The organism is uncultured Clostridium sp. (assembly GCF_937920395.1).
In the GTDB taxonomy this organism is placed as follows: Bacteria; Bacillota; Clostridia; order Clostridiales; family Clostridiaceae; genus Clostridium_AD.
Genome location: NZ_CALEVF010000223.1, coordinates 24,277 through 44,542 on the forward strand (window position 1 = coordinate 24,277; position 20,266 = coordinate 44,542).

Here is a 20,266-nt window from a genome sequence, read left to right on the forward strand (position 1 = left end):
ATGATAAAACCAAGTGAAAACAATGAATATTATGAACTAGATAATCCAATAAATATGCCAAAAGCTTCAGGTTTTTTATGGAATGAAAAGATGATGATTCATGCAAATTGTCGTGGGTATGCAATAGCTCAATTTATGCAACCAGAACCTGCAAAATACTCTTATGCTCCTAACCTAGAGGCTAAAATATTTATGCAACCAGAGCAACCTTATTATGCCCATCACCCTGGCCGCTTTATCTATGTAAAGGATGAAGTTAACGGTAAAATTTTCTCAGCACCCTATGAACCTGTTCGTGTTTTACCTGATAAATACAAATTCTCTGTAGGAAAAAATAATATTTTATGGGAAGTTCAAAGCAATGATATTCTTATAAAAATGAGCCTTAGTTTACCTAAAGATGATGTAATGGAGCTTTGGTCTGTTAAAGTTAAAAACCTTTCACAAAGCAAACGAAAATTAAGTATTTATCCATATTTCACAGTAGGATATATGTCATGGATGAATCAATCAGGTGAATACAACCTGGATTTACAAGGAATTGTATGTTCTTGTATTACGCCTTATCAAAAATATCAAGATTATTATAAGGTTAAAGACTTTAGTGATAAAACATTTTTATTGCCGGATAAGCAGCCTTTATCTTGGGAAGTTAATCAGCAATCATTTGAAGGAGAAGGTGGCATTACATTACCAACCGGTATACAAAATGATATATTGTCAAAAGGTGATGCCCTGTATGAAATGCCAGTTGCTGTTTTACAATATAAAATGGACCTAAATCCAGGTGAAGAAAATGAATATCGCTTTTTATTTGGTCCAGCTAAAAGCAATGAAGATATTGCCCAAATTCACCAAAAATATTTTATAGAAAAGAATAAAAATGGCGATGATGGTTTTAAACTAGCTGAAATAGAATACGCTAAATACATAGCAGAGGGTAGTGGCTGTATCCATATAAAAACACCTGATGACGACCTCGATAATTTTGTTAATCATTGGTTGCCAAGGCAAATGTATTACCATGGTAAAACTAACCGTCTTTGCACAGATCCTCAAACCCGTAACTACCTTCAAGATAATATGGGCATGAGTTATATAAAGCCTGAAATTGCAAGAGAATCCTTTATTATTGCCTTGAGTCAGCAAAATGAAAATGGTGCAATGCCCGATGGTATAATTCTTCATAAGGATGCTGAGTTAAAATATATTAACCAAGTACCTCACACGGATCATTGCGTTTGGTTACCAATTTGCCTCAGTGCCTATTTAGATGAAACTAATGATTATGGAATTCTTTCTGAAATGGTCCCTTTTGTAAAGGGCACAGAATTAGCATCAGTTTCTGAACATATTACAAGAGCTATGCACTGGCTTATTAATGATAGAGATAAGCGAGGTCTCAACTTTATTAAACAAGGTGATTGGTGTGACCCCATGAATATGGTTGGATATAAAGGAAAAGGCGTATCTGGCTGGCTAACCATGGCTTGCGCATATGCATTTATGATTTGGGCTGATATTTGCGAAAAAAGTGGACAACCAAGTATCAGTAAAGAATTTACATTAGAAGCCCATAAGACGAATATTGTAATAAATAAATATTTATGGGATGGAGAATGGTTTGCACGAGGAATAACAGATGACAATGTTATATTTGGTATTAGTAAAGATAAAGAAGGTAGGATTTATCTAAATCCTCTAGGATGGTCAATACTTTGTGGTGCAGCTGATGACATAAAGCAAACGAAAATAATAAAAGCTGTAAGCGCACAACTAGAAAACCCTTTTGGTGTTGAAAAACTGGCTCCTGCATATACATCAATGAGAGAAGATGTTGGAAGGCTAACTCAAAAGTTCCCAGGAACGGCCGAAAATGGAGCTGTGTATAATCATGCTGCAGCATTTTACATTTATGCTCTTTACTCAATAGGAAAGAAAGACAATGCCTATCATTTACTTAGAAAAATGATACCAGGACCAGACCCTAAAGATATTATAAGGCGAGGTCAATTACCTGTTTTCATACCTAATTATTATCGAGGTGCCTATAGACAATTCCCACGCACCGCTGGTAGGTCAAGTCATTTGTTTAATACAGGAACAGTTACTTGGTTTTATCGTTGCTTAATTGATGGATTATTTGGATTACAAGGAAGCAAAACTGGACTTTGTGTAAACCCACAACTCCCATCATATTGGAATGAAGTCACTGTAATCCGTACTTTTAGAGGAGCAAAACTACATGTAAATATTAAGAGGGAACTCGGAGTTCTAGCTACCCAAGTTTATGTCAATGGCAACTATATTAAAGATGGTATTATAAAGAATATAAGACCAGATGTTATATATAAGGTGATCGTAAAAATTCCATTATCCAATTGACCTGTAAATAATGAATAAAGCAGATATACTATTTATTTAGAGTATTTAAGAGAAGCTATAATAAACTTCTCTTAAATATAATAAACACCTTAGTTACTCTTTAGATTTAAAATACAACTGTTGTACCTGCCTTACAATTTCATCTGTTTGATTTGTAATTTGAGATATAGAAAATCCTATGAATAATGGAGATGTAATAAATCTAGGTATAACTTTACAGATTATACTGCCCTTCCACTCATAAAAGAAAAGATTAAAACTACTACATTTCACATAAAAATCATTTAAAATATAACGAACAATTTTCTGTATATTATCCGCCATTGTATCTAAATTATTAATATTGTTTATTATAATATTAAATTCTGTAAAATCTATCTTGGGTTTAGTTGAAAGATTAAGTACACATCCATCGGATTCGTTAATTACTATTCCTTCAAAATACTCGTCTTTTAAAAATTCTTTATAATCTATATTTTTTAGTCCAACAATCTGCATATGTGCATGATTAATAGTGCCACCTGAATAAGGGCCGTGATTTTTATAAAAAATTACTGATTCAAACTCGCCACTTTTCTCCATATCAATCCAATGACTAACTCCAAATTTTAATAAGTTTCTCATATATTCTTTATCATACATTGTAATATCAACATCACAACTACTGGTTTCTATTAACACTGTTTGAAGTGTATTTTCTAATGTAGGAAATTTATTTTTAATTAAAATGAATGGCCCTTCTTCATCTATAATTCCCTTTAAACCCTCTCTGTTACAAAATGGACATGGGGTCTTCTTGTTTTTAATACTATTGGGTTTATTTTTACTTATATTTGCTAAAAACTTTAAATATCTGTTAGAACTCATTTTATTCACCTGCCCCAATGTATAATCTTTAACCAAATTCAGAGTTAGATATCATTTGCCGTTTTATTCTTATCTGTTTTGTTCTTAAATCCACCCATTTTCGAGCTTACTTTGGATACTAGTCCTGGTACCATTTGAATAAGATTTTCAATATTACATTTACCTTTTATAGAAAGCATTGTTACATTTCCATCTTTTATAACTAAAATTGCAGTTGGGGTAATTTTAGCTCCTGCTCCAAGTCCTCCCCCAGTACCTTCTCCATCTTTAACAGTGTTCCCTGTTCCGCTCCCTGTTCCACATCCAAATGAAACTGTAATAAGTGGTATAAGTGTTGTTTCTCCGACAATTATTGCCTCACCAACCACTGTTTCTGTCTTTAAGAATCTTTCAAGATTTGTAAATAACGCATCAGCATTTTCTGTCATATTCATTATAATTTATTCCTCCTTATATTTTAAATTTAATTGTTTATTTATTTATTAAGTAATCATTATTAGCTTTACACTTAACAATACACATAAAACATTAATAAGTCTAAATATTTTTATGTTTTTTTAAATATTCTTTCTCTACTATTTTTCTTCAATACAAATTTAATTGTTTTTATTATAGCTGATAACAAAGAAATCTTGCCATGAATATCACACTCAATTTCAATTATTTCATCATCAAATACTGGTTGTAAATTAATATCACTTTTAGGGATAAGACTTGATATCAAAGGGATAATTCCACAAATCATACCTGTAAGTGATGGATCTTCAAACCCATAAAAACCATTTATTTCTACAGTTTTTGGTTTTACTATATGTATTATTTCTTTAAAATAATTGATTAAGTCATTTATAAATTCCTTTTGAATATAATCTCTTATATTAAAATTGCTCCTTTTCTTTTTCTTACTATTTTTCTTATTCTTCTCTTCTTTCTCTTTTTCAATTTTTGTGCCAGGGCTTTTTATTTCTTTTCTAATAATACTAAGCCCCATAAATTTAAGTAAAAATATTTCTTTAGCGTCCTCATGTTTCACCATAATTTTTATGATTTTCTTGAAAAATAATAAGGTTATATCTACGTTAATCGTTTCATCAATTTTTGAACTTATATAATATTCAAAGGGAATTATTAAAAACAATATGATAATAGCAAATATAAAGATTAATAAATAAAGGAGTATCTTTAATATTAAAAACAAAATAAACAAACTAACACCTCCTTATGCCCTCAACATAAAATTTAAACTATCTCTTTATAATATACTCTTAATTATTGAATAAAGTTTCAATTTAATATTATTATTGGAAAATAAAAAGCTAATGATGCTCTCAAAGTTTAGACTTTGGAAGCATCATTAGCTTTTAAGTTTAAGCTCCTAATGATACATTTTCTTCTTTTTCATCATCTTCCACTCCATTTGCAACAATAACATTTACAAACTTCACTCCATATGGAAGGAAAAATTGTATGCAAGGGCCAGTTAACAATGCAGATATTATTGTTCCTATGCCAAATACTCCGCCGAGTACAAAACCTATTATTAAAAAGCTAATATCTAAAGCCATACGAATCCAGCGATATTGAAAATTAGTTTTGTCTTTTATAATAAATGGAATAATATCATTTGGTGCAACACCTACATTACTTGCTGAAAGTATCGAAAATCCAATTGCAATTAGGACACATCCGAATACAACTAAAAGCATTTTTAACCCAATATTTAAAGATGCTATTGGGAAAAATGATACAGCCTTTACTCCAAGGTCAATAATAGGGCCTACTCCAACCACACATATAATTGTTCCTATCTTTATACGAGTTCTGTCAACTAAAAGTATTATACAGAACAATACAAATAAAATAACCATATTAGCATTTCCTGGTGTTTTATGTAATAAAAATGCTAATCCTTGAGTGAACAAAGTAAAGGGATCAGACCCAATGTTAGTCTTTAAAAACAAGGCTACTCCAAGCTGTATTATACTCATTCCTACAAAAAATAAAATCAGTCTTTTAATTAGATCTAGTTTTTTAGTCATATTTTCATCCTTTTCTTTAGTTTTATAGTTGCTCTTTATAATGTTTTCATAATTTTATTTATAAACAGACAAAAAGCGCAACTATAATTATACAATGACACCAATTTTTATACAAGTGTATATAATTTTCAAATATATTCTCTATACCTCTTAAATTAGATTAGTAAGTCAACGCTTACAAATCCACCCCCAAGTGTTGTTGTATTTAACCATTTGACTAAGTCTATTTTTTTAATAATTCCCTCATCCAAGATATCTATGAATGCATTGCTCTCATCCTCTACATATTTAAGTGAGACGATAGTCACCCAGTGCCAAGAATCTAGTTGCTTTTCCTCTCCATTATCTAGATTGAGAAAAGCAATTGGAGCGTCACTACTCAATGCATTACCTAAGAACAATAACAAATTATGAAACTCTGGGCAAAGTAACCGATTCTCATGTATATCCATAAGCTCAAGTTTTATATTTAGTTTTTTTGCTTTAGCATAGTTTATTACATCATCATAGAGTAACTTTGTTGTAGGAATTCCTCTGTTTGTTGGAGTTACGTATAACCATACTTCCTCCATCATAGATAGTGCCTCACTTTTAGATAACAATTGTTTGCCTTTACTTAAACCTTTTCGCATACAATTAAGATAAATCATAATGTTTGTCACAGCTGTCGGTCCACATCCAGCATTACGCTGCCATGGGTTCGTATACCATTCCTGATTACATCCATAATGTATACTAAGATCATTCTCATCCATTATTTTAAATATATCACTATCCTTTATTGACCTTATAATCATACTTTTCCCCCTTCGTGAAAAATCTTATTTCTAATAACAAACAAATTTGCTATTGAATTAATTGCAAATAAACATGAAACCACATAAGGCCCATGTTTATTTATGATTAATAACTAATGCTAAATCATCTCCTACTGAGCTGCATAATTTACAACTATTGTTGTTTAAATTCTGACCAAATAGAATCATACACTTTAGATGAACTACCAACATCCTGTAAATGTTTAGCTTTATTAAATTCATCTTTAGGTATATAAATAGCTTTGTTATTAAGAACAGATTGTGGCATAAATTGTTTAGCTGCTGTATTAATATTAATATACTCTATACTAGTTGTAATATCACTACTTGCTTTACCTTCTAATACGAAGTTTATAAATTTCAAAGCATTTGCCTTATGTGGTGCATTAATAGGCATTACTAAATTATCTTCTTCAAACTGCATTCCCTCTTTTGGATAAACAATTTTAAATTTCTTATTACCCTTAATTGCTGCTGATGCCTGTGATCCCCACATAACCCCAATATTTGTATCTCCATTAATTAAACTAGTCATTGGTGTATCTGCATCAAACACTTTAACATTTGCTCTAAGTTTTGCAAGTTCTGCTTTAGCTTGTGCAAGTTTTGCTGGATCTGTCTCATTAATGTTATAACCAAGTTTTGTTAATGCCATACCTATAACTGATCTTGGGTCTTCAAGTAATACCTGCGAACCTTTTAGTGAAGGATCCCATAAATCACTTATTCCTTTGATATCTTTTTTAATTTTATCTGGATTATAAACTATCATTTCGCTTCCAAGTGAATAAGGCACTGAATACTTATTTGTCTTATCATAATATTGACCTAAATAAGCCTTATCTATATTTTTGTAATTAGGAATAGTAGCTTTATCGATAGGTTGTAATAATACATTTTTCTGTTTAGCCATAATCTGAACCATATAATCTGCACAAATTATAACATCATATGTTCCACCTTTAGATGCCTGTAACTTTGAGAGCATCGCTTCATTTGTAGAAAAGTTACTATAATTCACCTTAATTCCTGTCTTTTTTTCAAAATCTTTTACAACGTTAGCTGGAACATAATTTGCCCATGTATAAATATTAACTACTTTTTCGGTACTCGTTTTAGATGTATTTGATTTTCCGCACCCTACAAACGTTGAGCCTATAACTGAAACTGCGAGTAAAATTATTAAAGCTTTAAATCTTTTTTTTAACATATAAATTCCCCCTAATTTTTCAACAAAATAAAATTTCTTCTAAATATATTCTATTTTTCTTTTTTTAGTTTTATAACTTGTGATAATATTAAAACGACAAAAGTTGTAACTAACATTATTGTACACAATGCATTTATTTCAGGTGAAAGCCCAAATTTTAGCATTGAGAATATTTTGATTGGAAGTGTAGTACTTGCTGGTCCACTCAAAAAAACATTTATAATTATATCATCCAGTGACAATGCAAAAGCTAGCATAGCACCTGAAAGCACTGCCGGAAAAATCATTGGAAATGTAATTGTTCTAAACACCGTGAGTTTTGATGCTCCCAAATCCATAGCCGCTTCTTCGATTGACAAATCAAACCCAGCGAGTCTTGATTTAACATTTATAAGTACAAACGGTATACAAAAGGTTGTATGTGCTAGTACTAATGTAAATATGCCAAAATCAATTTGAAGAGTTGAAAACAAAATTAGAAGTGATACTCCCATAATTATCTCTGGTATTACAATCGGAATATAAACTAATAAACTTATTACTGATTTTCCTTTGAAATTATGCCTTTTTAGTCCAAGTGCCCCAAGTGTTCCAATTACTGCCGAAATTAAAGTACTAAATGTTGCAATAGTTAAACTATTTACAAGTGCATTGATTACGTCATCATCACTAAATAACTTAGTGTACCAATCAAGAGTAAAACCACTAAAAACTACATTTGATTTGGAAACATTAAATGAATACATAATAATTATTGCTATTGGAACATACAAAAATGCAAATATACAAAATATATATGTTCGCTCAAGCCCTTTTGATAATTTTGAATCCATTAGAACACCTCCGTGTCTAACTTTTTACCAACAATTTTCACGTAAACCAAGATCAATATTAATGATATAAAAATCATTACTATTGATAGTGCTGCCCCAAAAGGCCAATTATTTGCTTCCATAAATTGATTTTCAATTAGATTTCCAATAAGCATTACATTACTTCCACCCATTAGATCTGGTATGAAAAAGAGTCCTACTGAAGGTACAAATACTAAAATGCAACCAGCAACTATTCCTGGCATAGTTAGCGGAACCGTAACGGTTCTAAAAGTCTTCCAACTACTTGCCCCAAGATCTTTAGCTGCTTCAATATAGGCTTTATCCATTTTATCTATAGAATTATAAAGTGGAAGTACCATGAATGGAAACATTGTATATATCATTCCAATCATTACCGCTCCATAAGAATACAACATCTTTAGTGGTTCTTTTATGATTCCAGTTATAAGTAGTGTATGATTTAATATCCCATCATTACTTAAAATTACTATCCAACCATAAGTACGTATTAATGAATTAGTTAAAAATGGTGCCATTATTAAAAGCAATATTAAGATTTTATATTTCTTTATTTTAGTAGCAAAGTATGCAAACGGGTATCCAAAACCCAATGTAAATATTGTTGTAGTAAAAGCCACGAGTATAGAGTCCCAAAACACTTTAGCATATAACGGGCTAGCCATTTTTGTATAATTTGAAATTGTTGCCACATAAACTATACTACCGTCATCACCCCTTTGCATAAAACTAATAAATACAATATAAAGCAAAGGAATAGCAACTAAAAACAGCATCCAAAATGATATTGGAACTATTGTAAACACCTTTGACATATTTTCTTTCATGTTTCTCATCTTCTTCACCTAACCTTCTTCAACTATAAATACGTCTTCTGGCTCAAAGTACATCCAAACCTCACTACCTATACCTATTAAGTCTTTTTTCTTATCATAATCACAAACTATAATTTCTTGTCCACTTTCACTTTCCATAGTAGTTTTAACAATAGATCCAATATAACTATGTTCTTTTATTGTTGCTTTAATTCCAAATGGTTGTTTTTCCCTAGTATATTTTATATTTTCTGGTCTGATTAAAATATAGCTTTGTTTATTTTTAGAATTATCATAATTTTTATAATTTAAGTTCATCTCATATCCACCAATTTGGGCTGATATTGTTTCTTCATCAATTTTTTTTATATTAGTTTTAATCAAATTAGACTCTCCAATAAACCCGGCTACAAATTTTGTCTTAGGCCTCTCATATATATCTTCTGGGCTTCCTATCTGTTCTATAATTCCATCATTCATCACTGCTATTCGATCAGACATATTAAGTGCTTCCCCTTGATCATGTGTAACATATACAAAAGTTATTTGTAATTTTTTTTGAAGTTTCTTAAGCTCAACTTGCATTTGCTTTCTAAGTTTTAAATCAAGTGCACCTAGCGGCTCGTCTAAAAGTAATATTCTAGGCTTATTTATTAGTGCCCTACCTATTGCAACTCTTTGCTTTTGCCCACCACTTAATCCGTCTATTTTTCTTTTCTCGTACCCTTCGAGTTGTATTAAACTGAGCATTTCAATAACTCTCTTTTTTATTTCCTTCTTTTTAATCTTTCTAATTTTTAACCCATATGCTATATTGTCAAACACATTCATATGCGGGAACAATGCATAATTTTGAAATACTGTATTTACATTTCTCTCATTGGGCTGCTTGTTTTCAACATGTAAGCCTTCTAGTAGAACGCTCCCACTTGTTGGTTTTTCAAAACCTGCTATTATTCTAAGGGTTGTTGTTTTCCCACAACCACTTGGCCCTAGTAACGTTAAAAACTCGCCTTTATTTACCGTGAGAGAGATATTTTTAATTACTTCCTTATTTCCAAACTTTTTTATTATATTATCTATTTCTAATATGATTTCTGACAATTCAAAAAAACTCCTCCCATATTATCTACTACTAAAAAAATATTTCATTAAAAATTTCTACTCTAATTATACCATAATGTTCATAATTATGATTATATATCCTAATTATACTATGTATATACTTAAAATTATTTACACTTTTTCACTTGTTTAACAATTTGTTTTTCTTTGTTAACCATCCATATACCTATACACACCAATACAAGTGCAACCATATTTTTATATTCAAATATATTTTCATTTAAAAATATTGCTGAGAGTATTGCTCCAAAAATTGGTGTTAAAAAATTAAAAACAGATATTGGGCCTACCTTATTATATTTTAGAAGTAGATTCCATAATGAAAATGCCGCCGATGACAATAAAGCAAGATACATTAATAAAAGTGAAGAATCCATTGTAAAATGATAAACTCTACCACCGAAGATAATTCCAAGTAGCATTAACATTATTCCTCCTATAAAAAGGCTATACCCCGTTACTACCATTACATCCATGCTTTTAGTAAGTTTTTTAGCATATATAGCACCTACTGCAAAAACGAATGCCGCAATCATTAAAAACCCTTCACCGTTAAACTTAAAAGAAAAATTCAATAAATCAGAACTAAAATTCACTATCATAACTCCTATAAATCCTAAAATACACCCCGTTATTTTTCGTAAACTCAATTTATCATTTGCATAAACAAAATGAGCTAAGATGACACTAAAGAATGCAGCTGTGGAAGTCATTATAGAACTTTTAACACCTGTGGTATTAGATACCCCTATATAAAAAAATATGTACTGAATTGTAGTTTGAATTATCCCCAAAAAACATAAATCAAAAGAATTTTTTATAGAAATATCGAATATTTTCTTACCACAACTTTTTGTTATAACAAGTAACACTATCCCGGCTATAACAAATCTATAACCTGCAAATACAAACTTAGACGGAATATCACTTGAAGAAATATTAAACATTATATATCCATTTTTAACTGCTGGGAATGCACTTCCCCATAAAAAGCAACAAAATGTTGCAATAATAGCTACAACTTTTTTATTTGTAAAAATATTTTTGTTTTCCAAAATAATCAAAATCCTCTCCTATCTATTTATTTCACACTAATCATTATACATTTATCTTCTATTCAATACCAATATCAATATAAATTAATTACCATATTTAATAATAACATTAACAAAATGACTCTACTTATAATATTATATAATATGATTCTTTATTTATATTTAAAATGCCAAAAAATAAGGAGGAGATATATGCAAATAAATAACATAAAGAGCCCCTGTATATCTACACTTTCGTATTTACATTCTAATTATATGAAAATAACCTATCCTGATTTAAAAAAGATGTTCGAAATCTCTGTATTAAGCCGTGAATTAGATGATGAAAATGATGAAATTCTGGATGTTACTGCTTCCATTTTAATAAAAACTCACAAAGATAATACAATTTTACCTACCCTAGCAGATGTTATTTTTTCTAGAAACAGAAAAGGTCTCTTTAATCATGATCTGATATGGGCTTTTTTTCAAGCACGAGATCCATACAGTTTAATGCTAATTGCAAATTATTTGAATTCAGATGATATAAATGATGTCAAATTAGCGCAAAAGCTTTTAGGTTTTGATCCTAGCATAGATATGACGCGTGGAATTAATACCCAAAAACAATATTTCTCTTTTTTTTACTATCTTAAGGAAAACTACCCTTTTCTTTATTTTACAGGAGAGAGTTTTCAAAGAGAAAGTAATCCTACTCCTTATAGCATAGCAATGGATTCCAAATATTTATACAAACGAGTATCAGTGGATACTGGTATTTCCTTAATACCTTTAACTCAAAAGGAAAACAGCTTATCTAATTATTTTAATAGATTAGATAATGATACTAAACAGCTACTATCAAACTTCTCACTTAAAACTCAACATGAAAATAAATATTTATGGAGGTCATGGATTAATCAATCTATAATTAAACAAATAAATATGGCAAGGTCAAATTGAGCTTTTTTATAATTTAATTATTAAACCCAATATAAGAATTATAAGGAGGTTAATAGATGATAATAATTTCTGGAAAAGTTGTTAATGTTAATACTTTTATAAATGATTATAATCCAAATGATATTGAAAAAGATATTATAACTAAGATGGATTCAAGTGGATCAAAATATGAATATGATTCATTAACTCAATTTAAATTTGAGTTAGATCTTAGGTATAGTATTGTTATTGCCGCTAAAAATCTAAATAAAGGAGATATGGAATTTAGAACCTTTCGCAAATCAATATGTAACCCTGATTATTGGGATCGTACGAAAGAAGGTGGTTTCATATTAAAAAAAGGAGTAGCTCCTAGCGATGCTATTAAGGATATTTCTATAAACAGTTCTAAATATGGTACTGAATGTGCAACCGCCATGATTATTATTTATTATCAAGCACTACTTAATATATATGACGCAAGTCTTTTCAATAAGTTATTTCCAAGCATTCAATTAATGAATTGGCATTATATAGATGATCTTCTTGAGGATGTTGGTTATATAGAAAAAAGAAGTGATTATTTTCCTGGGGATAGACGATACTTTTATAACCCAGATGTAGATCCAGTAGAACCCGAATGGCAAGGAGAAAATGTTATAGACCTAAGTAATGGTCTTTATTTTGGGCATGGAATCGGAATCGGAAATGCCGATGAAATGATTTATGAATTAAATAAATTTAGAATAAAAGATGCAACTACCTCAGCCTACTTACTAGATTCAGCAGCGCGCCCAGATTTCAAAGCACTAGCTGACATAAAATAAACCGCTTCAAAAGGTAAATATATCCTTTTAGAAACAGTTATTTCTTTAAATTATTATTATTTTAATGCGTCCAAGTATTTGCTTTAAATTATCTTATAAAATTTGATCTCAACTCTTAATGAATTCTAAAAGATCATCGTTAACACGGTCTGAATGTGTATACGTTAAACCATGAGGTGCACCCTTATAAATTTTTAGAATAGAGTTCTTTATTATTTTCGATGAGCGAAGGCCAGCAGTACCAATGGGCACAACCTGATCATCATCACCGTGAATAATCAAAGTTGGAATATCAATTCTTTTGAGATCTTCGTTAAAATCCGTCTCAGAAAATGCTTTGATGCAATCATATGTGTTCTTGCTACCTGCCTGCATCCCATAAAGCCAGAATGAATCCATCATTCCCTGTGATACTTTAGACCCTGGCCTGTTTGCACCGAAGAACGGGCCACTAGCAAGGTCCTTGTAGAACTGAGAACGGTCGTTTAAGGATCCGAGACGTATTCCATCAAAAACGTCCATAGGTACTCCGTCAGGATTTGATGTTGTTTTTAGCATAAGTGGTGGAACAGCAGATATAAGAGCAGCTTTTGCTACCCGTTTCGTTCCATGACGTCCTATGTAACGAGCAATTTCACCGCCACCCGCAGAAAATCCAATTAGTATAGCATTTTTCAGATCTAGCATCTCAATTAGTTCCGATAGATCATCCGCATAAGTGTCCATATTATTGCCTTCCCATGGTTGACTCGACCGTCCATGTCCACGACGGTCATGTGCAATACACCTATAACCTTTTGATGCTAAAAACATCATCTGAGACTCCCAACTATCTGAATTTAGTGGCCACCCATGACTGAATACCACAGGTTGTCCTGTTCCCCAATCTTTGTAATAAATCTGCGTTCCATCTTTCAAAATCATCATACTCATTGTTTTTTCCTCCTTTTTTTATTCTTTTTTATATTTTTCTTTCTTTTATATATTAGTATCTTTGATAAATAATAATATTTAAAAGAAAGGAATTTTAAATTTAAATCTATCATATTTTCCAAAAATTTAGAATGTTCTATATATACTATAACATTTATTTAATTAAATTTCATTATTATTTGACAAATAATGCATTTGTAATATTGTTTTATGTACTGTTTTTATTATATTTTTTCAGAAAAGGCATAACAAGACATGCTATACCTTCTTTGTAAACAATATTTAATCTTAATTATCTAACGCTTCCAAGCAGTCACATATTCCTCAAGTATCTTATGGAGTACTTTTCCTATTTCACTATAATGCTCATCGTCAAGATTTGCGAGTGATATTCTAATTGACCATTCAGGGCCATGAAATCCACCACCACTAAGTAACACTATAGAAGATTCTTGTGCTAACCGAAAAAGGATATCCACAGGTTTATATTCTCTTTGTAAATACTTTGCAAATTCAGTACCATAATAGTGACATGCCCACTCTAACAAATCAAATTCTGTATAATATGCTGCATCTAGCGGATCACGCCTAAGCTCTAAACCCAAACCTTTAAATAATAGCCCTTGCCTACGGTGGCAAATATCTTTAGTAAGCTGTTTATATCTATTCTCTTTATCAAGTAGTGAAAATACAGAGAAAAATGCCATTTGTATTTGTTGAGGTGTTGATAAACCAGCCGTATGATTTAGTGCTACTTGCCTACTATCTGCAACTATTCTATCAATAAATGGAATTTGCTCAGGCTTAGTTGATAATGTAGAATAACGTATCCTTGCCCTTTCTTTTTTGTCTTCAGGTAATTCTCTTAATAATTTATCAAATACATTGTCTTCATAAAGAGCAATAGTACCAAGGCGCCATCCCGTTACCCCAAAATATTTAGAAAAAGAATATACCCCTATTGAGTTATATGGCATATCAGCTACTAATGATCGAAAATTATCAACAAAAGTACCGTAAACATCATCTGAAATAATCATCAAATTAGGATTATCTTTTTTAACTATACTTTTTATAAGATTTATTGTTTCAGGCTTCATTGCTACAGATGGTGGATTGCTTGGATTTACTATAAACAAAGCTTTTATAGATGGATCCCTAAGTTTTTCAATTTGATCATTAGGGTATTGCCACGTATGCGCTCCATTTGATGTCATCTCGGAAGCTAAAAGTTCCACAACATCAAAATTATAACGTGGTAAGTGTGGAATTTCAAGATAAGGAGTAAATATAGGTGCCATTAGTGCAACTTTATCACCAATAGATAGTATATTATTAGCTATTAAGCTATCAAATATATAACACATTCCTGCCGTTGCACCTTCTACAGCAAATAGCTTGAATTTTCCAGCTGGTGGCGCCTTATAACACAACTCTTGAACTAGGTAATCGTGAACAACTTTTTCAACATGTACAAGCATTCTATCAGGTTCTGGGTAGTTATCTCCAATAATCCCATCTGCGAGTTCATGTACCCAATCATCTGGATTAAACCCTTTAGATATTATTCCATAATTTATAATATTTTCAAGAAGCTCACTTCCTGGATAAGTAGAATTCTCCTTAATAAAATATCGAAATCTATTTGCAATTCCTTTTTTTTCTGGCATCCCAGCAAGATCGTTGTTATTCCATACTCTTCGTGTTTCTGAAACTGAAAAAAGACCAAATGTAAAAAAAGCTTCCCTAGGAGTTGCTGCTGTCCAATTAGGATTACCTCTACCTGCATCTAGTAATGCATGAGCACCCTTTTCTTTTGATTCTTCTGCAAGGTTAATCAATTTATTTTTAAGTTCAAACGGACTTACCTTACCATAAATATGTTCTATTTCTTTGCGTTTGATATCAAGTGTATCCATATTTATCCTCCTATTATAGCAACAAAATAATATTTCAAATAATATTATTTTATTCTAATATTTGTTGTACTATTTTTTCCTTTGCTTCTTTTTAGTATCCTTTACCTTCTTTTTTTTATTTTTACTTTTGCCTTTATTTAACTTACTAACGCCTAACATAAATTGAGATTTAGGACTATTATCTTTCTTAGCAAAACAATCCCAGCATCCTAGTTCTGCTACAGTATCATTAAAAAACGAATAACCTTCAGCCTTTAAATTTGGAAATTTCGCTATATCATGGATTTTAATAGCTCCATCTACTTCCTCAAGTGATATGCAATCCTCATCAACTAATTCATCTGCGTAAGCTTTTTTTATTTGTTCATATAATTCACTAGGACCAGCATCACAAGAATCGTATATAAGTTCATTCCACACTTGTGAAAATTCACGTTCAAGTTTTCCTTCAAATAAACTCTTATAGTATTCAATAACCTCCTTTTGAGATATAACACCTTCACCAAGCAGTGCAATAAAAGATTTAATAGCAGCGCTTCTAACGTATTCGTTAATACTACTATCTTCCACGAGTCTTTTTAGTGGCTCAGTATCACTGCCACAAACTGATGCTAAAATTCTATGTAAATCCTCAGTAAGGTACTCACGATAAATATCACTTGATATTTCATTTGGTATACTAATCAAATCTATAATCGGATTAAGGCTTTTCTTTTCTTTAAACTGTGCTAACAAAAATATTGCATATATGTGTGCAAAATAATCAGGTTTTTCCAGTATCTCTTCATAATTATCTTTAGCATTTTTTAATATTTCGATTAAGTCAGGTATAAACTCATCCCTACGATTTATTATCTCTTTTAATTGTGCCTCTGGAAACTCACCATTATTATATTCAATTTCTTTAAGTAATTCTTTCATAAAATAAAACTCCCTCTTCATTTGATTTGTCACTATATTATATCTCATTTTTCCCAAAAAAATTAAAAAATATAATTTATTACACTATTCAATATTTAATGGCTATAGTTAGATATAAATAATCTTAACAATTAAAATATATACCCAAACATCCCCTTGTATACACCTTCAAAAAATTGTAGTATATTATATACTAGTTAAAAGAAATTTTAGTTGTTTAAAATTTATATGAAGGGGTGATAACCATGGAAAATTTTACAACACCAACTTATACTCACCTTGAGGATATTAAATTTAATATATCCGATTTAGAAGGATCATATTACGGTGGCAGTCAATATTGGTTCCCCAAAAAACTTAATAAGCTTAGTGGTTGTGGCCCAGTTGCTGCTGCTAATATAACTGCATATCTAGCCCAACTATTCCCAAATAAATATAGCAATTTATACCATTATAAGGGCATTATAAATAAAGATGATTTTACGAAGCATATGATTGAAATCAGAAAATACGTAAAGCCAGGAATCTTTGGACTTACTTCTGTTCAGCAATTTTCAGATAATGTTTTAGCTTTTGCAAAACAAAGAGATATATCTTTAACCCCTCACATTTTAGATTATAGTGCAAGTAGTATTGATGAAGCTGTTAATTTTATTTTAGAAGCATTATCTCAAAGACTTCCATTAGCCCTCTTAGTTCTTAAACACCCAATAAAAGAATTTAAGGAATATACTTGGCATTGGATGACTATAACTGGCCTTGAGCTAAATTTAAAAGACAATATATATTATATCTCTGTATCCACCTATGGTGAACATCGAAAGATAAACTTAGATCTGCTTTGGAATCAAAGACGTGCAAAAGATATAATTAGGCTTGAATATTTCACCTAATATGTAGCTCCCTTGAAAACGTAAATACTAAAATGGACTTAGGTTTTAGTAAAGCAATAGCTTTTTTCTTAAAAGCTATTGAAATAGCTGTTTTACTTCTTGAACTTATGACATTAACCCCAATACTCATGAGAATACTAGCTGGGCATCTATTTTGGCCATCACATAATGTTGCAGGGCTTATCTTACTAAGTACAATTCTACTTCCTATAGTAATACCAGCATTAATTTCTGTGCAAGAGAAATTATCCGAAAGATTGCAGAAAAGATATGCTAAATCAACATCAAATGAAGAAGTATCTAATTAATAAATATTTACAATAAAAAGAAAGGCAAATCCTTAGGATTTGCCTTTCTTTTTATTGTAACTTTTACTTGACTAATTTTCTTTAATCTTACTCCTAGTAAATGTTCTTGTTAAATATGATATAAAGAACCCGAAAATTATAAATCCTACTGGTCCACCATAATTCTTGAGTATTGGGATTATCGCTTCTGAGAAATTCTTAGCTCCTGCAATTTCTCCCCATCCTGCTCCAAAGAATGCGAGTATACCCAATACAAAAACCACAACTGAAGCTATTATTACAGCAGCTTTTGATTTTAACATTACAAATGGAGGTACATTTCCTTTAAGTCTAAATACTAAATATGCAGCCGCAAGTACAATATATGGTATTGCAAGTGATAAAGCTGACAATGTAGTTAATAGGTTAAAGAATTTATCTATGTTATTTAATCCTGCAAGTGGTACTATTATCAATACTAATAATATAACGCATTGAACCCAAAGTGCATTAACTAATGTTCCGTCCTCACGTTTTTTTGTTAAAAATTTAGGAAATGTTCCACTAGGAACTTCTGAGAACATAGCTCTAATTGGAGATTCAAGCCATACTACAAATGCTGCTATAGATGATATAGTTAAAATAAGTGCATATAATTGAACAAATATTTTACCATTTAATCCCCAGTTTTCTGCTAATATTTTATAAACCACATAACCTGCATCCTTAACTCCAGCTTTAGTTATTAATTCAGGTGATGCAACTAAACATATTGCAAGTGATCCAAGTATATATGCTCCTGCTACAAATGTTGTTGCAATAATAACGGCTTTTGGGAAAACTTTTTTAGGATTTTCCACATCCTTAATATATGTTCCTGCCACTTCAGCTCCAGCAACAGCAAGAATTAGCCATGAAAATGTTGAGAAATAACTTGCATCAAATTTAGGAATTACCGTTCCTGCGCTAAAAGTCGTAGCTGATGGTTGTTTTCCAACTAATACTCCAACAACTGCAAATAATATAAATATAACTGTCACACCTAAAGTTAGTTTTCCACCTAAATCACTTATTTTAGAGAATCTTTTAACTCCAGTTGTAGCAATATATGTTAATGCTATTGCTAGTCCAATACCAATATACGGCAATAAATACGCATTGGCATCATTAAATCTATTTTCTCCAAAAAGAGTCCAAGATATCATTACTGGTATTCTTGCAAAAACCATTTGCAAGTAAAATAAATTAGCAACAAAATAAGACCAAGTGCCAATAAATGCCCATTTTGGTCCAATTGAGCATTCTATCCAAGTGTATAAACCTCCCTCTTTATCTTTATTAGCAGAAGCAAGTTCTGCTATCATTATCGATAAAGGTAAAAAGAATAATAATGCAACTATAAGCCATGATGGAATAGCAGCAGGTCCAAGTGTCACTGCATTTGAAGCAATATTTCCAAATCCGAATGTTGGAACAAAAATCAACATTACCAACGTCCATAAACCTAGTTTTTTTGTATCTTTCATAATTTCACTCCTTAATTTTAGAATCACCCTATAATATTCTGCAAAATAAGCTAAATCCCTCTAAATAAATACGATTTAATTCTTTTTTTAATATATGCACAAAGTAAAGCAGACAAATTCTAAGAATTCACCTGTTTTCGTTATAATTTATCGCCATTTATGTTAATTATTCGATTTTTCCACAAGTGAGATTAATTTTTCCATGCTGGGTATAATATAATCAGGATCATACTTACGTATGACATCTATTGGTAATGCACTCCACCCAACAATTGCCGAAGTAATTCCTGCATTCTTTGCACATAAAATATCAAACTGAGTATCTCCCACAAGCATGGTATCATTAGGTTTAGCATCCAATGTTTTAAGTGCCATGAATGCTGGAGTAGGGTCTGGCTTATGAAGCTTGGTATCATCAGCAGATATAATCACATCAAAATAATCTACAAGTCCAAAAATTTTTAAACCCCTAATTGTTGATTTTTTTAACCTTGAAGTTACAATTCCAAGCTTATAGCCTAATCTATGAAGCTCTTTTACACCTTCTTTAATTCCATCATTAATAGTAATTAACTTATCAAAGTTTTTAGTTTGAAAATCTCGATAGGTTTTAATTGCCTCCTGACTTTTATCACCAAATTCTTTATTCATTGTATCATCTAAAATTTCTCCAAAATGCTTAATAATATCCTCATTATCCACCTGTCTATTTAAGTGTTTTTTATAAGTGTATTTAAAAGATTGTATAATCAATTCATTTGTATCAAGTAATGTTCCATCCACATCAAACAAAATATTTCTAATTGCCATATGATGTCCCCCCTCGTATAATGTAGTTGTAAGCATTGATAATAATTCAGTCATACTAACC

The 20,266-nt window shown here is 30.8% G+C and carries 20 protein-coding genes; 5 read left to right on the forward strand and 15 right to left on the reverse strand.

Features of this window, described 5'->3' with window-relative positions; all coding sequences use genetic code 11:
• On the forward strand, positions 1–2,385 hold the full coding sequence (locus Q0649_RS14200; RefSeq protein WP_298843332.1) for a GH36-type glycosyl hydrolase domain-containing protein: 2,385 nt from the start codon (positions 1–3) through the stop codon (positions 2,383–2,385).
• A gap of 93 nt (positions 2,386–2,478) precedes the next feature.
• On the opposite strand, the gene Q0649_RS14205 is transcribed toward Q0649_RS14200, so the two are convergent.
• The 10 genes from Q0649_RS14205 to Q0649_RS14250 all read right to left on the reverse strand — a co-directional run bounded on the left by Q0649_RS14205 (position 2,479) and on the right by Q0649_RS14250 (position 11,168).
• Positions 2,479–3,252, reverse strand: a complete 774-nt coding sequence (locus tag Q0649_RS14205) for a DUF4931 domain-containing protein (RefSeq protein WP_298843334.1) — start codon at positions 3,250–3,252, stop codon at positions 2,479–2,481.
• 44 nt (positions 3,253–3,296) lie between these two features.
• Positions 3,297–3,686 carry a GerW family sporulation protein gene (locus Q0649_RS14210; protein WP_298843337.1) on the reverse strand — a complete coding sequence of 130 codons (390 nt, stop codon included), beginning with the start codon at positions 3,684–3,686 and terminating at the stop codon, positions 3,297–3,299.
• A gap of 113 nt (positions 3,687–3,799) precedes the next feature.
• The gene (locus Q0649_RS14215) at positions 3,800–4,459 is read right to left on the reverse strand and encodes a DUF2953 domain-containing protein (protein WP_298843340.1); all 660 of its coding nucleotides are present in this window, start codon (positions 4,457–4,459) and stop codon (positions 3,800–3,802) included.
• Positions 4,460–4,619: 160 nt separating this feature from the next.
• Positions 4,620–5,291, reverse strand: coding sequence for a YitT family protein (locus tag Q0649_RS14220; RefSeq protein ID WP_298843343.1), 672 nt, complete (start codon positions 5,289–5,291; stop codon positions 4,620–4,622).
• 155 nt (positions 5,292–5,446) lie between these two features.
• Positions 5,447–6,088: a hypothetical protein gene (locus Q0649_RS14225; protein ID WP_298843346.1), complete on the reverse strand. Its 642-nt coding sequence runs from the start codon at positions 6,086–6,088 to the stop codon at positions 5,447–5,449.
• Positions 6,089–6,242: 154 nt separating this feature from the next.
• Positions 6,243–7,319: a spermidine/putrescine ABC transporter substrate-binding protein gene (locus Q0649_RS14230; RefSeq protein ID WP_298843349.1), complete on the reverse strand. Its 1,077-nt coding sequence runs from the start codon at positions 7,317–7,319 to the stop codon at positions 6,243–6,245.
• Positions 7,320–7,369: 50 nt separating this feature from the next.
• Positions 7,370–8,152, reverse strand: a complete 783-nt coding sequence (locus Q0649_RS14235) for an ABC transporter permease (RefSeq protein ID WP_298843353.1) — start codon at positions 8,150–8,152, stop codon at positions 7,370–7,372.
• Positions 8,152–9,009: an ABC transporter permease gene (locus tag Q0649_RS14240; protein WP_367179390.1), complete on the reverse strand. Its 858-nt coding sequence runs from the start codon at positions 9,007–9,009 to the stop codon at positions 8,152–8,154. Before Q0649_RS14240 ends, Q0649_RS14235 begins: the two co-directional genes overlap by 1 nt.
• Before the next feature lie 9 nt (positions 9,010–9,018).
• Positions 9,019–10,092, reverse strand: coding sequence for an ABC transporter ATP-binding protein (locus Q0649_RS14245; protein ID WP_298843356.1), 1,074 nt, complete (start codon positions 10,090–10,092; stop codon positions 9,019–9,021).
• A 128-nt stretch (positions 10,093–10,220) separates the two neighbouring features.
• A complete protein-coding gene (locus tag Q0649_RS14250) occupies positions 10,221–11,168 on the reverse strand; it encodes a DMT family transporter (protein ID WP_298843384.1) in 948 nt (315 codons plus the stop codon).
• 192 nt (positions 11,169–11,360) lie between these two features.
• On the opposite strand from Q0649_RS14250, the gene Q0649_RS14255 reads away from it, so the two are divergent.
• Together Q0649_RS14255 and Q0649_RS14260 are read left to right on the forward strand one after the other, a co-directional pair.
• Complete coding sequence (locus tag Q0649_RS14255; RefSeq protein WP_298843359.1) at positions 11,361–12,110, forward strand: hypothetical protein; 750 nt, start codon at positions 11,361–11,363, stop codon at positions 12,108–12,110.
• A gap of 56 nt (positions 12,111–12,166) precedes the next feature.
• Positions 12,167–12,916 (forward strand): protein-glutamine gamma-glutamyltransferase, encoded by a 750-nt coding sequence (locus Q0649_RS14260; protein ID WP_298843362.1) that lies wholly within the window; start codon positions 12,167–12,169, stop codon positions 12,914–12,916.
• A 108-nt stretch (positions 12,917–13,024) separates the two neighbouring features.
• Here the strand turns inward: Q0649_RS14260 and Q0649_RS14265 are convergent, their stop codons facing one another.
• The 3 genes from Q0649_RS14265 to Q0649_RS14275 all read right to left on the reverse strand — a co-directional run bounded on the left by Q0649_RS14265 (position 13,025) and on the right by Q0649_RS14275 (position 16,689).
• The gene (locus tag Q0649_RS14265; protein WP_298843365.1) at positions 13,025–13,849 is read right to left on the reverse strand and encodes an alpha/beta fold hydrolase; all 825 of its coding nucleotides are present in this window, start codon (positions 13,847–13,849) and stop codon (positions 13,025–13,027) included.
• Positions 13,850–14,145: 296 nt separating this feature from the next.
• The gene (aspD, locus tag Q0649_RS14270; protein WP_298843367.1) at positions 14,146–15,768 is read right to left on the reverse strand and encodes an aspartate 4-decarboxylase; all 1,623 of its coding nucleotides are present in this window, start codon (positions 15,766–15,768) and stop codon (positions 14,146–14,148) included.
• Positions 15,769–15,837: 69 nt separating this feature from the next.
• On the reverse strand, positions 15,838–16,689 hold the full coding sequence (locus Q0649_RS14275; RefSeq protein ID WP_298843369.1) for a DUF1186 domain-containing protein: 852 nt from the start codon (positions 16,687–16,689) through the stop codon (positions 15,838–15,840).
• Between the two features lie 245 nt (positions 16,690–16,934).
• Between Q0649_RS14275 and Q0649_RS14280 the strand changes: the two genes are divergently transcribed.
• Together Q0649_RS14280 and Q0649_RS14285 are read left to right on the forward strand one after the other, a co-directional pair.
• Positions 16,935–17,582, forward strand: a complete 648-nt coding sequence (locus tag Q0649_RS14280; RefSeq protein WP_298843371.1) for a hypothetical protein — start codon at positions 16,935–16,937, stop codon at positions 17,580–17,582.
• A gap of 32 nt (positions 17,583–17,614) precedes the next feature.
• On the forward strand, positions 17,615–17,890 hold the full coding sequence (locus Q0649_RS14285; RefSeq protein ID WP_298843374.1) for a hypothetical protein: 276 nt from the start codon (positions 17,615–17,617) through the stop codon (positions 17,888–17,890).
• A 71-nt stretch (positions 17,891–17,961) separates the two neighbouring features.
• Here the strand turns inward: Q0649_RS14285 and Q0649_RS14290 are convergent, their stop codons facing one another.
• Together Q0649_RS14290 and ppaX are read right to left on the reverse strand one after the other, a co-directional pair.
• Positions 17,962–19,395 (reverse strand): amino acid permease, encoded by a 1,434-nt coding sequence (locus Q0649_RS14290; protein ID WP_298843377.1) that lies wholly within the window; start codon positions 19,393–19,395, stop codon positions 17,962–17,964.
• A gap of 162 nt (positions 19,396–19,557) precedes the next feature.
• Positions 19,558–20,266, reverse strand: a 709-nt coding sequence (gene ppaX, locus Q0649_RS14295) for a pyrophosphatase PpaX (protein WP_298843379.1), incomplete at its 5' end; no start/stop codon positions are given.

Bases quoted from the DNA above. Each gene is read 5' to 3' on its own strand.
- Q0649_RS14200 (WP_298843332.1), top strand. From the start codon at position 1: ATGATAAAACCAAGTGAAAACAATGAATATTATGAACTAGATAATCCA.
- Q0649_RS14205 (WP_298843334.1), bottom strand. From the start codon at position 3,252: ATGAGTTCTAACAGATATTTAAAGTTTTTAGCAAATATAAGTAAAAAT.
- Q0649_RS14210 (WP_298843337.1), bottom strand. From the start codon at position 3,686: ATGAATATGACAGAAAATGCTGATGCGTTATTTACAAATCTTGAAAGA.
- Q0649_RS14220 (WP_298843343.1), bottom strand. From the start codon at position 5,291: ATGACTAAAAAACTAGATCTAATTAAAAGACTGATTTTATTTTTTGTA.
- Q0649_RS14225 (WP_298843346.1), bottom strand. From the start codon at position 6,088: ATGATTATAAGGTCAATAAAGGATAGTGATATATTTAAAATAATGGAT.
- Q0649_RS14230 (WP_298843349.1), bottom strand. From the start codon at position 7,319: ATGTTAAAAAAAAGATTTAAAGCTTTAATAATTTTACTCGCAGTTTCA.
- Q0649_RS14235 (WP_298843353.1), bottom strand. From the start codon at position 8,152: ATGGATTCAAAATTATCAAAAGGGCTTGAGCGAACATATATATTTTGT.
- Q0649_RS14240 (WP_367179390.1), bottom strand. From the start codon at position 9,009: ATGAGAAACATGAAAGAAAATATGTCAAAGGTGTTTACAATAGTTCCA.
- Q0649_RS14255 (WP_298843359.1), top strand. From the start codon at position 11,361: ATGCAAATAAATAACATAAAGAGCCCCTGTATATCTACACTTTCGTAT.
- Q0649_RS14260 (WP_298843362.1), top strand. From the start codon at position 12,167: ATGATAATAATTTCTGGAAAAGTTGTTAATGTTAATACTTTTATAAAT.
- Q0649_RS14265 (WP_298843365.1), bottom strand. From the start codon at position 13,849: ATGAGTATGATGATTTTGAAAGATGGAACGCAGATTTATTACAAAGAT.
- aspD (WP_298843367.1), bottom strand. From the start codon at position 15,768: ATGGATACACTTGATATCAAACGCAAAGAAATAGAACATATTTATGGT.
- Q0649_RS14275 (WP_298843369.1), bottom strand. From the start codon at position 16,689: ATGAAAGAATTACTTAAAGAAATTGAATATAATAATGGTGAGTTTCCA.
- Q0649_RS14280 (WP_298843371.1), top strand. From the start codon at position 16,935: ATGGAAAATTTTACAACACCAACTTATACTCACCTTGAGGATATTAAA.
- Q0649_RS14285 (WP_298843374.1), top strand. From the start codon at position 17,615: ATGGACTTAGGTTTTAGTAAAGCAATAGCTTTTTTCTTAAAAGCTATT.
- Q0649_RS14290 (WP_298843377.1), bottom strand. From the start codon at position 19,395: ATGAAAGATACAAAAAAACTAGGTTTATGGACGTTGGTAATGTTGATT.